Here is a 13,028-nt window from a genome sequence, read left to right as displayed (position 1 = left end):
ATACTTTACTTGACATCATCTCCCGCGTTAGGAGGGAAAGAATTGACACGAAATAAAGTTGAAATCTGTGGGGTAGATACATCAAAGCTTCCAGTATTAAAAAACACCGAAATGCGCGAATTATTTACTCAGTTACAAAGTGGTGATGACAGTGCAAGAGAAGTGTTAGTTAATGGTAATTTACGTTTAGTGTTAAGCGTTATTCAACGATTCAACAATCGCGGGGAGTACGTCGATGATTTATTTCAAGTAGGTTGTATTGGGTTAATGAAATCAATTGACAACTTTGATTTAAGTCAAAATGTCAAATTTTCAACGTATGCAGTACCTATGATTATTGGTGAGATAAGAAGGTATCTGCGTGATAATAATCCAATACGAGTTTCAAGATCTTTACGTGATATCGCTTATAAAGCGCTGCAGGTCAGAGATCAACTGATGGCTGAAAAAAAGCGTGAAAATGAGCCGACAGTACAAGAGATTGCAAAAGTTCTTGATGTGCCAAAAGAAGATGTGGTTTTTGCCCTTGATGCAATTCAAGACCCTGTCTCTTTGTTTGAACCGATTTACAATGATGGGGGAGACCCAATCTTTGTAATGGATCAAATAAGTGATGAGCGTAATAAGGATGTTAACTGGGTAGAAGAAATTGCATTAAAAGAAGCCATGATCCGCCTGAATGATCGAGAAAAAATGATTTTAAATATGCGCTTCTTCCAAGGGAAAACTCAAATGGAAGTCGCTGATGAAATTGGTATTTCACAAGCTCAAGTATCAAGGCTAGAAAAGGCCGCTATCCAACAAATGAATAAGCATGCTCAAAGTTAACACGTTTTGTAAACAAATCAATCAGCAAAAGGCTCTTACGAACGATTTCGTAAGGGCTTTTTGTCATTTCTACCCTTAGTCTCATTTAAACTTGTTCATAATTCATAGAACTAAGCGCATACAATGGGAGGAGAGGATATGACTGAAAAAGAGGTGATGAGTCACATGATGAAAATATCTGATCTGCAGGCAAAAGATATCGTTAACATGGAGAATGGAAAAAGGCTAGGTCACTTAACTGATTTAGATATTAATTTACAAACAGGTGAAATTGAAGCAATGGTAATAAACGGGACGGGTAAGATGATGGGGCTTTTTGGCAGGGAAGAACAGGAAGTGATCATTCCTTGGAAGAACATCATTAAGATCGGTTCCGATGTTATATTAGTTGAAGTACCAGAAGGGTTTAGACGGCCATTTACTAATATGAGCCAGCGAACGACAACAAGAAGGCGGTGAAAAAGGAATAAAGTCGTTTCTTGTAAGCGGTCAATTATGGTAAACTATAACCAAACTAAGTTTTTAGAAGCAGCAAGTCGGAGGTGGAACATAATGGGAGAGGTATTTAGTGAAATCCACCCAGAATGTTTATCAGTAGAACCATGGCAAAATGAAAACTCAGATCTTGTTGCTGGCATTACAACAAGAAAGGGCGGATTAAGCGAGCCGCCTTTTAATACCCTTAATATGGGGTTCCATGTGAATGATGAATCAGATACTGTATTAAAAAATCGTGAGAGATTTGCTGAAATTATTTCCTTTCCTTTGAGTCAATGGGTAGGTTCAGAACAGGTTCATGGTTCAACAATACAGAAAGTAACAAAAGAAGACATGGGTTTAGGAGCAAGAACAATACAGGATGCGATTTCTGCTGCAGATGGTTTGTATACCAAGGAGCGAGGAATCTTATTAACCAGCCTATATGCAGATTGTGTACCTTTGCTTTTCTTTGCAAAAAACCACGGAATAATCGGTGTCGCCCATGCAGGCTGGAAGGGAACTGTCCAATTAATTGGTCCTAAGATGATTGAGAAATGGAACAATGATGAAGGAGTTCCTCTTAATGATATTCAGGTGGCTATTGCACCTTGCATTAGTAAAGAGGCATACGAAGTTGATGATTTTGTCATTAATAAGGTGATTAATGCACTACCCTATGCTGAAGAAAAAGTAGTTTACACAAAAAAGGTAAATGGAAAATATCAATTAGATTTAAGGTTATTAAATAAGCATTTATTAATTGAAGCTGGCATCGAAGAACGAAATATTTATGTTTCTTCTATTTGTACAGCTGAAGATGACAGACTCTATTCATACCGGGCTGAATCAGGTAAAACAGGCAGATTTATGAGTTATATCGGCCTTAGGTAAATGGTTGGTAAGAAGAAAGTAAGGTGAAGTGAATATGTCAGTCAAGGAGAATTTTGACAAAATACAAAGTGAAATAGCGTCCATTTGTGACCGGATCGGTAGAGATCCTGCCTCGATAAATGTGGTTGCAGTGACCAAATATGTCAGCAACGAGCGAGCAAAAGAGGCGATTGATGCAGGCGTTGTTCATTTAGGGGAAAATAGAGCGGAAGGATTAGCTATGAAACAAGAAGACATTCAAGAACAGGTTTCTTGGCATTTTATAGGCTCCCTCCAGTCAAAAAAAGTAAAAAAAGTAGCCCCTCATATTTCTTATCTGCATTCTCTTGATCGGGTGTCGCTTGCTAAAGAATTGGACAAGCGTTTAGATAGGGAACTGGCATGTTTTGTTCAAGTAAATGTCTCAAAAGAAGAGTCGAAAGCAGGTCTTGATATAGAGGAAGTAGATGAGTTTATACAAGAGTTAGAAGCGTACCCTTCCTTGAAAATTATAGGTTTAATGACAATGGCGCCATTTGTCAATGATCCCGAAGAGACGAGACCAATCTTTAAGGCCTTAAAGAAAATTCAATTAGATATTCAGGCCAAAAACTATTCTCATGCTCCGTGTACAGAGCTGTCAATGGGAATGTCTAATGACTACCAAGTAGCTATTGAAGAAGGAGCCACCTTTATACGTATTGGTACATCACTTGTCGGCAATGAGAAAAAAGAAGGAAATTGATAAAAGAGGACAACTATTAAGAGGAGGGATGGTTTATGGGGATGAAAAAGAAATTTAAGCGATTTTTTGAATTAGAAGATGACGTAAGGGAATATGAAGAGGTTGTCGAAGAAGCTTCAGAAGATGAAATAGAGCCCACTCCCCAAAGAGGGAAAAAAAGCAGTGATAAGCAGCAGGCAGCAAATGTTGTAAGTCTACAAAGCGTGCAAAAAGGGGCTAAAGTCATTTTAGTGGAACCTAGAACATATGATGAGGCACAGGAGATTGCCGACCATCTTAAAAGCCGCAAAGCCGTCATTATCAATTTACAACGCGTCTCCCATGACCAGGCAAAGCGGGTAGTCGATTTTTTGAGTGGGACAGTGTATGCTATTGGAGGAGACATTCAAAAGCTAGGTCAAAATATTTTCTTGTGTACACCTGATAATGTAGATGTTTCAGGAACCATTACAGAAATGATGCAAGATCAGTTTGATCGTTAAGGTATGGTAAAGGTGGTGAAGTATTCGTGCAAACAATAGGTGCATTGCTTTATAACGCAATGTATATATACTCATTTTTAATTATTGGATATATTCTTATGTCTTGGTTCCCGAATGCCCGTGAATCCTCTTTCGGGCAATTTTTAGGAAGCATTGTCGAGCCATATTTGGAACCATTCAGACGTTTTATTCCGCCGCTAGGTATGATTGATTTATCGCCGATTGTAGCGATTATTGTTCTACGTTTAGCGAGCGCGGGAGTTCTTGCCATTTTTAGTTAAGGTGAAGGATGCGGGCAACTTAGTTGAAGGAGTTCGATTAAAGGAGTTCGTTCATGTCGATTTTTCAGCATTTTAGGGAAGAAGAAAGGCCTTTTGTTGAACAAGTATTATCGTGGAAAGAGGAAGTCAGTGTGATGCATCAAGAGCGCAGAACCGATTTCCTTGACCCAAGAGAGCAAGATATTGTTCGATTAATTATTGGAAATGATGACGAGCTGTCGTATCAATTTTTTGGAGGAGCAGATGACTCTGAGAGAAAGCGAGCTTATCTTTGCCCTTCCTATTTAGTAATTGAACAATCTGATTTTAATTTAGCTTATTTCTCGATAAATTACCCTGCCAAATTCATTACACTCACCCATTCTGATGTATTAGGTTCTTTGATGAATATTGGGCTTAAACGAGAAAAATTTGGGGATATCATGATTACTCAGGATGATATTCAATTAGTTGTAGCAAGTGAAATCGCTGACTTCGTGAAAATGAATGTAGAGAAGATTGGTAAGGCTAGTATTGACTTAGTGCCTATTTCACTTGAACAACTAAAAACACCAGAAGAAAAATGGACGGAGGAGGGCACGACCGTTTCCTCAATGAGGCTTGATGTCATCCTCTCAGAAATCTATAATCTTTCTCGTGCAAAAGTGAAGCCGTATATTGAAAGAGGCTTCGTTAAAGTGAATTGGCGGGTAACAGATCACGTGGACTTCTTGGTTAAAGAAGGAGATTACATATCTGTTCGTGGACACGGACGCAGTAAAGTGCTAGAACAATTAGGCCGGACAAAAAAAGATAAAATTAGAATTCGTTACGCGAGATTATTATAGTCAGATAATGATGTTTCCAATTATTTCTTTGTGGGAATAAAAGGTTTTACTCTTTTTTTGTCGAATATAAGAAAAATAAACTACAGAGTAATGAAAAAGTGAAATTCCAAGAAAAGTTTAAAATTGGGGGTGGCAAAGGTGCCTTTAACACCATTAGATATTCACAACAAGGAATTTACCAGAGGTTTCAGAGGGTATGATGAAGATGAAGTCAATGAATTTCTTGATCAAGTCATTAAAGACTATGAAGCTGTGCTGCGTGAGAAGAAAGAATTGTTTGATCGAGTAACTGATTTAGATGAGAAGCTTGAGCACTTTAAGAACATTGAAGAAACATTAAACAAGTCTATTCTAGTTGCTCAAGAGTCAGCAGAAGAGGTAAGGCGCAATGCGCAAAAAGAAGCTCAGTTAATCGTTAAAGAAGCTGAGAAGAATGCTGATCGTATTATTAATGATTCTTTATCAAAGTCACGTAAAATCATGATTGAGATGGAAGAATTAAAAAAGCAGGCATCTGTTTATAAAATGCGTTTCAAAATGTTAATTGAAGCGCAATTAGAGATGTTAAAAACAGATGACTGGGACGAGTTTGTCGAACCAGAAGAACATGAATTGGAAAAAGAACAATCCTAATTCATTCATTTTCGCTGTGCACCTTGCACAGCGCATCTCATTTAGCATATAATAATGATTACTTATATAGCATACGACAATGATAAGGGATAGTATGTAAGGAATCTTAGAGAAGCGATTCAGGGGTGGTGCGAGCCTGAACTATAGATCTTTACAGAAAATCACCCTTTAGTTTTGCACCGAACGAAGTTGATCTAGTAGGCTGCGACGTCACGTTCACGTTACGAATGCTAAGTGGAGAGAAATCGTTATTGCACGGTCTTCATGCATTACACTATTTCTTTTCATTAGGGTGGTACCACGGGTAAGTCTTCTCGTCCCTATTTGGGATGAGGGGACTTTTTTTGTTTTCGTGCTATACGTTAGGAATGATTCACATAAATGTTTCACAATAATCGAGTAGTGAAAACAACAAGGAGGAAATAAGGAATGGATTATAAACAAACGTTACTTATGCCAAAAACGGATTTCCCGATGCGCGGGAACTTACCGAACAATGAACCGAAACGTCAAGAAAAATGGAACGAGCAAGATATTTACCAAGCCGTGCAAAAAAGAACAGAAGGTCGTCCTCTATTTGTACTGCATGATGGACCTCCTTATGCCAATGGCGATATTCACATGGGTCATGCTTTAAACAAAGTACTGAAAGACTTCATTGTTCGCTATAAATCAATGAATGGATTTCATGCTCCATATGTACCTGGTTGGGACACACATGGTCTGCCAATTGAAACAGCATTAACTAAAAACGGTAAAGTAAAACGCAAGGAAATGACCGTTGCTGCTTTTCGTAAGCTTTGTGAAGAGTATGCACGTGAGCAAGTCAGCCGTCAGTGTGAACAATTTATGCGGTTAGGTGTCAGAGGAGATTGGTGGAACCCTTATGTAACCCTGGATAAAGAATATGAAGCTCAGCAAATTAAAGTATTCGGTGATATGGCTAAAAAAGGCTATATCTACAAAGGGAAAAAACCTGTTTATTGGTCGCCTTCTTCTGAATCAGCTTTAGCTGAAGCTGAAATTGAGTATCATGACAAACGTTCGCCTTCTATTTATGTGGCTTTTAATATTAAGGATGGCAAAAATGTTTTAGCTGGTGATGAGAAAATCATTATTTGGACAACAACTCCTTGGACGATCCCAGCAAACTTAGGAATTTCTGTACATCCTGAGCTTGATTACAACGTAGTAAAAGTAAATGACGAGAAATATGTCGTTGCAGCTGGCTTACTTGAAAAGCTTCAAGCTGAATTTGAATGGGAGCAAGTAGAAGTTGAAAAAACTGTAAAAGGTCAAGAGCTTGAGCATGTTGTGGCGACCCACCCGCTTTACGGACGTGATTCACTCGTTATGTGTGGAGACCATGTAACACTAGATGCTGGTACAGGTTGTGTTCATACAGCACCAGGACACGGGGAAGAAGATTATCTTGTCGGACAAAAGTATGGTCTGGATGTTTTATGCCCGGTTGATGATAAAGGGAATATGACAGAGGAAGCTCCTGGATTTGAAGGAATGTTTTATGATCAGGCGAATAAGCCGATTACTGAAAAGCTCGATGAAGTGGGCGCATTAATGAAATTAACATTCATTACCCACTCTTATGCTCATGATTGGAGAACAAAAAAGCCGGTAATCTATCGTGCTACAGCTCAATGGTTTGCTTCCATTGCTGATTTCCGAGATGAGCTTCTTCAAGCGATTAACGATGTAGAATGGATCCCTTCATGGGGAGAAACAAGACTTTACAACATGGTTCGTGACCGTGGGGATTGGTGTATTTCGAGACAGCGTGCATGGGGTGTGCCTATTCCGGTATTTTACGGGGAAAATGGTGAACCGATTATCACGGATGAAACGATCGATCATGTATCAGCTCTTTTCCGTGAACACGGGTCAAATATTTGGTTTGAATGGGATACAAAAGAGTTATTGCCTGAAGGCTTTACTTCAGAACATAGTCCAAACGGTGAATTTACTCGTGAAATGGATATTATGGATGTATGGTTTGACTCAGGTTCATCCCATCAAGCGGTACTTGAAGAACGCGCAGAATTAGCTCGCCCGGCAGATCTTTACCTTGAAGGTTCAGACCAATATCGCGGCTGGTTTAACTCTTCTTTATCAACTAGTGTTGCCGTAACTGGAAAAGCACCATATAAAGGCGTACTAAGCCACGGGTTTGCTCTTGATGGGCAAGGGCGCAAGATGAGTAAGTCGGTAGGTAATGTTGTCGTTCCTAACGATGTTATGAAGCAATTGGGAGCCGACATTTTAAGGCTTTGGGTAGCTTCTGTAGATTATCAGTCTGATGTACGTGTTTCTGATAAGATTTTAAAACAAGTATCTGAGTCTTATCGTAAAATTCGTAACACCTTCCGTTTCTTGCTCGGTAATTTACATGACTTTGATCCTGCTGTGAATCGTGTAAAGAACGAGGATCTTGATGGCGTTCATTTATTTATGCTTGTTAAATTAAATGAAGTGATTGAAAAGGTAAAAGATGCATATGATCAATACCAATTCTCTACTGTTTATCACACGATCCATAATTTCTGCACAATTGAATTAAGTTCGTTCTATATGGATCTGGCTAAAGATACTCTTTATATTGAACATGCAGATCACGCTGAGCGTCGTAAAATTCAAACGGTTATGTACGAAAGTGTTCTTACGTTAACGAAGCTAGTATCACCGATCCTATCTCACACTGCTGATGAAGTATGGGAAGAGATCCCTGCTGTAAGTGAAGCAAGTGTTCAGTTAACAGATATGCCAGAGGCTGAATCATTTGGTGATGTGGAACAGTTGAAAGCCAAATGGCAGCACTTCATGGCTGTTCGTGATGATGTTCTTAAAGCATTAGAACAAGCAAGAAATGATAAGAAAATTGGTAAATCATTAACAGCTGCTGTTACATTATATGCAGATGGGAATGTATTAGAGTTATTAAACACTACACCTAATTTAGAGAAATTATTTATCGTCTCAGCGGTTCGAATAAAAGCTGGCGTTGAGGCAGCACCTGAAGATGCTATGAGCTTTGATACTCTTCGTATCGTTGTTGAAAAAGCAGAAGGTGAAACATGTGAGCGCTGTTGGGTAGTTACACCGACAGTTGGAACAAATGATTCTCACCCTGGACTGTGTAAGTCATGTGCAGAGACGGTTGAGACGCATTACAATAACTAACACTACAAATCACCACTTTTCATAAGTGGTGATTTTCTTCTGTTTACATCAATTGGCTGAGTTCTCTTTTCGTTGTTTTCACTAAGTTTGGTTAAGCTATAACAGAGCTTATCTGGAAGCTGAAAGCTCAAAAGGGGAGAATTTTTATGCGGAATTGGAGTAAACAAAAAAGACAGCTAGAAGAAATGAAAAAGTCATTAGAAGCACGAATTAATTCAGATGACCATCATGAATCAAAGCATGCATTATCAGCTTCAACTGGTGAATTATCACAATATGATAATCATCCCGCTGATACGGCGACGGATCTTTATGAGCGTGAGAAAGATACAGCGATATATGCGCATCTTGAAAAAGAGCTAGCGGATGTCAATCAAGCGCTTGATAAAATTGAGAACGGGACGTACGGTGTGTGTGCACGTACAGGGAGAGATATTCCTATTGAGCGGTTAGAAGCCAATCCAACTGCAACGACAACGGTTGAAGAGGCACGAGCGCATATTGCTGATGATCGTCCTGTTGAAGAAGAGGTGCTGGATTCTTTTGGCCGCTACAACTATGACGATGATGATACAGAAACAGAGTTTGATGCAGAAGATGCATATCAATCAGTAGCCCGCTTTAATGAGAATTCGATGATTTATGAAGATGCCTCAATGGATGATGGGGATGAATTAATAGGGTATGTTGAAGAGCTAGAAGGGTTTCTCTCAACAGGAATAGAAGGGTATACTGGAGATGAGAATGTTCAGTTCCAGCGCAACGTGCATTATGATCACTATATGGATGAATTGTAGGGGGAGGACATCCCCCCTTTTTTGTGCTACAATGCATAAGTGTGGAAACAAGTGAACAAGAGCGGAGGAACGAGTTTGATGTACTATATCATTGCCCTCATAGTGATTTTGATTGACCAAGTAACAAAATGGATTGTTGACACCTCAATGGAGATTGGTGAATCCATTTTAGTGATTGAGAATGTGTTATACATAACATCTCACCGTAATCAAGGGGCTGCCTTTGGTATTCTTCAAGGACAAATGTGGTTTTTCTATATTATTACGACTATCGTGATTATTGGAATTATTTATTACATGGAAAAAGAAGCAAAAGGTGATGTTTTATTTGCTACTTCCTTAGCACTAATTTTAGGCGGGGCTGTCGGTAACTTTATTGACCGCGTTTTTCGAGGAGAAGTTGTTGACTTTGTAGATACATTTATTTTTGGTTATAATTTCGCGATCTTTAACGTAGCAGATGCGGCTCTTTGTATAGGAGTCGGACTACTATTTATTAAAATGTTTCAAGATGAGCGAAGGAAGAAGGAGACAGCTTAAATGGAAGAAATTCAATGGACAATTTTAGAAGAGAATAAAAACGAACGAATTGATAAATTTCTAACTGCTCAAAATGGTGAGTGGTCAAGATCTCAAGTGCAACAATGGATCAAAGACGGTCAAGTCCAAGTTAATGGAAAGGCCACTAAATCTAATTATAAAATGCAAGTAGAGGACCAAGTCACTTTATCTATTCCTGAGCCTGAAGAGTTAGACGTTATTGCAGAAGACATTCCATTAGATGTCGTGTATGAAGATGCAGATGTCATTGTGGTGAATAAACCGCGCGGTATGGTAGTACACCCAGCTCCAGGCCACTATACGGGTACACTGGTAAATGCCTTGCTGTATCATTGTAAAGATTTGTCTGGAATCAACGGTGTTATTAGGCCGGGAATTGTACACAGAATTGATAAAGATACGTCAGGATTACTGATGGTAGCAAAAAATGATCATGCACATGAATCATTAGTGAGCCAGTTAAAAGCAAAAACAACCAAACGACATTACAAAGCGATTGTGCATGGGGTCATCCCGCACCAACATGGAACGATTGAGGCGCCAATTGGTCGTGATAAAAAAGATCGTCAAAGCATGACGGTAACAGAAGATAACAGCCGCGATGCAGTGACTCACTTTACTGTACTCGAATGTTTTAAAGACTTTACGTATGTACAGTGTGAATTAGAAACAGGACGTACCCACCAAATTCGTGTTCACATGAAGTACATTGGATATCCTTTAGCTGGAGATCCTAAATACGGTCCGAAAAAGAAAACGCTCGAGATTGAAGGGCAGGCTCTGCATGCGGCAACGTTAGGTTTCACCCATCCGAGAACAGGGGAGGAGCTAGAGTTTTCTGCCCCTATCCCAGAAGATATGGAACATTTACTTCATTATTTACGAAAGAAGTAATTGACACTTGCGCTTTATTCTGCGATAATGAAGTCAATCAAATAGTCCTTTAATAAAGTCCCGTGAGGCTTGGAAGGAAACGGAATGATTGTGGGGATAAGTGTATCTGCTTATCACACATCACAAAGCTGTACGTTTACCTCTAGCCTGCTTGGCTGGAGGTTTTTTTTATGCCGGCATCACGGTAGTTAATGGATCATAAGAAGGTGAGAAAAATGAGTCGAGTGATTTTAGATGAACAAGCTGTAAGGCGAGCAACTACACGAATTGCTCATGAGATTATTGAGCGAAACAAAGGAGTAGAGCGCTGCGTCTTAGTGGGTATAAAAACACGCGGGATCTACTTAGCTAGGAGACTTGCTGAGCGAATTGAGCAAATTGAAGGTGTGAAAGTAGAAGTAGGAGAGGTCGATATCACGCTCTACAGAGATGACTTGTCGCACAAGTCAGAGACGGATGAACCGGTCCTGCAGGGAACGGACATTCCAATTGATATTACCAACCGCAAAGTGATCTTAATTGATGATGTATTATATACCGGAAGAACAGTTAGAGCTGCACTCGATGCATTAATTGATTTAGGCAGGCCGGAGCAGATTCAACTAGCGGTTCTCATTGACCGGGGCCATCGCGAGCTGCCGATCCGCCCTGATTATGTAGGAAAGAATGTACCGACATCTAAAAGTGAAAAAATCGTTGCTAAGCTCAGTGAAGTGGATGCAATGGATGAGGTCACAATCGAACAACGAACAGAATAAACGAAACGAACATAAAAATAAAATGTACACAGCAAAAAACCTCATACGTATACCTCTTTAACCCAGTCCTGCGAGGCTGACAAGAGGGTAAATCCTTACATGGAGTCTGACGGCTAAAGTCAACTTTGTTAGGTGAAACCTCTTTGTCATACGCAAAGAGGTTTTTTGTTTGGAGAAACGAGGAGGAATCATCATGAAACAACAAACAGAAATCGGAATTAGAGACATACCCCGTTTTGACAAATGGTTCGTATTAAGTCTTCAACATTTATGTGCCATGTTTGGAGCAACCATTCTTGTCCCATTTTTAGTCGGCTTATCTCCATCCGTTGCCTTATTATCAAGCGGTCTCGGAACTTTAGCTTACTTGCTGATCACAAAAGGACAGGTGCCAGCGTATCTAGGGTCATCCTTCGCCTTCATTGCACCAATCCTTGCTGCCACATCGCTAGGCGGACCAGAAGGAGCAATGCTTGGAAGTTTCTTAGCAGGTCTTGTTTACGGAGCAGTTGCTTTATTAATCAAAACGAGCGGAGTAGGCTGGATTATGAAACTCCTGCCACCGATTGTAGTTGGTCCTGTTATTATCGTAATCGGTCTAGGGTTAGCAGGTGTCGCAATTGATATGGCGATGTATATACCAGGTCTTGATGAACAAGTTTACAGCACAACCCATTTTACAACAGCACTAGTAACACTGTTAATTACCATTATCGTTTCAATGTTCTTTAAAGGATTTTTAGGTCTTGTACCAATCATGTTTGGAATTATCGGCGGGTACTTATTCGCTTATACTCAAGGGTTGGTTGATTTTACTCCCGTTAGAGAGGCAGCTTGGATTGCTGCACCAGAAATGCTGATCCCATTTGTGAGCTACACACCGCAGTGGTCATGGGCGATCGCCTTCATTATGATGCCGATTGCGGTTGTCACAATCGCTGAACATATCGGTGATCAAATGGTATTAAGTAAAGTCGTTGGCAAGAATTTTATTAAGAAACCAGGCCTGCACCGATCCATTCTTGGAGACGGAGTGGCAACAATGATTGCTTCCTTCATCGGGGGGCCGCCAAATACGACGTATGGTGAAAACATCGGCGTATTAGCGATTACAAGAGTGTTTAGTGTGTTTGTTATCGGCGGAGCAGCAACACTAGCAATCGGGTTTGCCTTCATCGGAAAAATTTCAGCACTTATCTCTACGATTCCGACTGCTGTTATGGGTGGTGTATCGATCCTCTTGTTCGGTGTGATCGCATCATCAGGTCTTAGAATGTTAATCGATAACAATATTAACCTTGGCAGTAAACGAAACTTAATTATCTCATCAGTGATTCTAGTCATTGGAATCGGCGGAGCATTCATTCAAGTAACTGATGAAATTCAATTAGCAGGCATGGCGCTTGCAACTATTATCGGAATGCTTCTTCACCTGGTGCTTCCGAATAAAGAAGAAAGCTACAGCAAAAAAGATCCATTTGCTGAAGATGAAAAACAGGCAGCTTAAAAAACAAGTTGCTTAATAAAAAAACAAGCTGCTTAATATGTTGCTACACCTTTAAAGAAGTACAGAGAGACTTCAAAGGAATAGTGCAAGAAGGAGAGGTCCCAACAGACCTCCCTGCTTCCCTATACCCTGAGAGTCTTCTCTCAGGGTTTTTTGTATAAAAATGGATG

14 protein-coding genes and 1 other annotated feature are annotated in these 13,028 nt (G+C 39.8%); all 14 genes read left to right on the top strand.

Annotated features, from left to right (window positions below; genetic code table 11):
• The first annotated feature begins 9 nt into the window (after positions 1–9).
• The 14 genes from sigG to BPOF4_RS12075 all read left to right on the top strand — a co-directional run bounded on the left by sigG (position 10) and on the right by BPOF4_RS12075 (position 12,858).
• Positions 10–828 (top strand): RNA polymerase sporulation sigma factor SigG, encoded by an 819-nt coding sequence (sigG, locus tag BPOF4_RS12140; RefSeq protein ID WP_238446461.1) that lies wholly within the window; start codon positions 10–12, stop codon positions 826–828.
• A 165-nt stretch (positions 829–993) separates the two neighbouring features.
• Positions 994–1,287: a YlmC/YmxH family sporulation protein gene (locus tag BPOF4_RS12135; RefSeq protein ID WP_041822900.1), complete on the top strand. Its 294-nt coding sequence runs from the start codon at positions 994–996 to the stop codon at positions 1,285–1,287.
• A gap of 93 nt (positions 1,288–1,380) precedes the next feature.
• Positions 1,381–2,199: a peptidoglycan editing factor PgeF gene (pgeF, locus tag BPOF4_RS12130; protein WP_012959474.1), complete on the top strand. Its 819-nt coding sequence runs from the start codon at positions 1,381–1,383 to the stop codon at positions 2,197–2,199.
• Positions 2,200–2,233: 34 nt separating this feature from the next.
• Complete coding sequence (locus BPOF4_RS12125) at positions 2,234–2,923, top strand: YggS family pyridoxal phosphate-dependent enzyme (RefSeq protein WP_012959473.1); 690 nt, start codon at positions 2,234–2,236, stop codon at positions 2,921–2,923.
• A gap of 35 nt (positions 2,924–2,958) precedes the next feature.
• The gene (locus tag BPOF4_RS12120; protein WP_012959472.1) at positions 2,959–3,405 is read left to right on the top strand and encodes a cell division protein SepF; all 447 of its coding nucleotides are present in this window, start codon (positions 2,959–2,961) and stop codon (positions 3,403–3,405) included.
• 26 nt (positions 3,406–3,431) lie between these two features.
• The gene (locus BPOF4_RS12115; protein WP_012959471.1) at positions 3,432–3,686 is read left to right on the top strand and encodes a YggT family protein; all 255 of its coding nucleotides are present in this window, start codon (positions 3,432–3,434) and stop codon (positions 3,684–3,686) included.
• A gap of 53 nt (positions 3,687–3,739) precedes the next feature.
• Positions 3,740–4,513, top strand: coding sequence for a YlmH family RNA-binding protein (locus tag BPOF4_RS12110; RefSeq protein WP_012959470.1), 774 nt, complete (start codon positions 3,740–3,742; stop codon positions 4,511–4,513).
• A 138-nt stretch (positions 4,514–4,651) separates the two neighbouring features.
• Positions 4,652–5,146: a DivIVA domain-containing protein gene (locus BPOF4_RS12105; protein WP_012959469.1), complete on the top strand. Its 495-nt coding sequence runs from the start codon at positions 4,652–4,654 to the stop codon at positions 5,144–5,146.
• A 70-nt stretch (positions 5,147–5,216) separates the two neighbouring features.
• Positions 5,217–5,471: a binding site (T-box leader), on the top strand.
• 104 nt (positions 5,472–5,575) lie between these two features.
• Positions 5,576–8,341: an isoleucine--tRNA ligase gene (gene ileS / locus BPOF4_RS12100; RefSeq protein ID WP_012959468.1), complete on the top strand. Its 2,766-nt coding sequence runs from the start codon at positions 5,576–5,578 to the stop codon at positions 8,339–8,341.
• Positions 8,342–8,487: 146 nt separating this feature from the next.
• Positions 8,488–9,138, top strand: coding sequence for a TraR/DksA C4-type zinc finger protein (locus BPOF4_RS12095; RefSeq protein WP_012959467.1), 651 nt, complete (start codon positions 8,488–8,490; stop codon positions 9,136–9,138).
• A 75-nt stretch (positions 9,139–9,213) separates the two neighbouring features.
• A complete protein-coding gene (gene lspA / locus BPOF4_RS12090; RefSeq protein ID WP_031311540.1) occupies positions 9,214–9,678 on the top strand; it encodes a signal peptidase II in 465 nt (154 codons plus the stop codon).
• Entirely contained in the window at positions 9,679–10,593 is a 915-nt protein-coding gene (locus tag BPOF4_RS12085) for an RluA family pseudouridine synthase (protein ID WP_012959465.1), read from the top strand.
• Positions 10,594–10,784: 191 nt separating this feature from the next.
• Positions 10,785–11,351, top strand: coding sequence for a bifunctional pyr operon transcriptional regulator/uracil phosphoribosyltransferase PyrR (pyrR, locus tag BPOF4_RS12080; RefSeq protein WP_022628233.1), 567 nt, complete (start codon positions 10,785–10,787; stop codon positions 11,349–11,351).
• Positions 11,352–11,544: 193 nt separating this feature from the next.
• Positions 11,545–12,858 carry a solute carrier family 23 protein gene (locus BPOF4_RS12075; RefSeq protein WP_012959463.1) on the top strand — a complete coding sequence of 438 codons (1,314 nt, stop codon included), beginning with the start codon at positions 11,545–11,547 and terminating at the stop codon, positions 12,856–12,858.
• Positions 12,859–13,028 lie beyond the last annotated feature (170 nt).

It is taken from the genome of Alkalihalophilus pseudofirmus OF4 (assembly GCF_000005825.2).
Lineage (GTDB): Bacteria > Bacillota > Bacilli > Bacillales > Bacillaceae_D > Alkalihalophilus > Alkalihalophilus pseudofirmus.
This window is presented reverse-complemented; position numbering and strand designations above follow the sequence as displayed.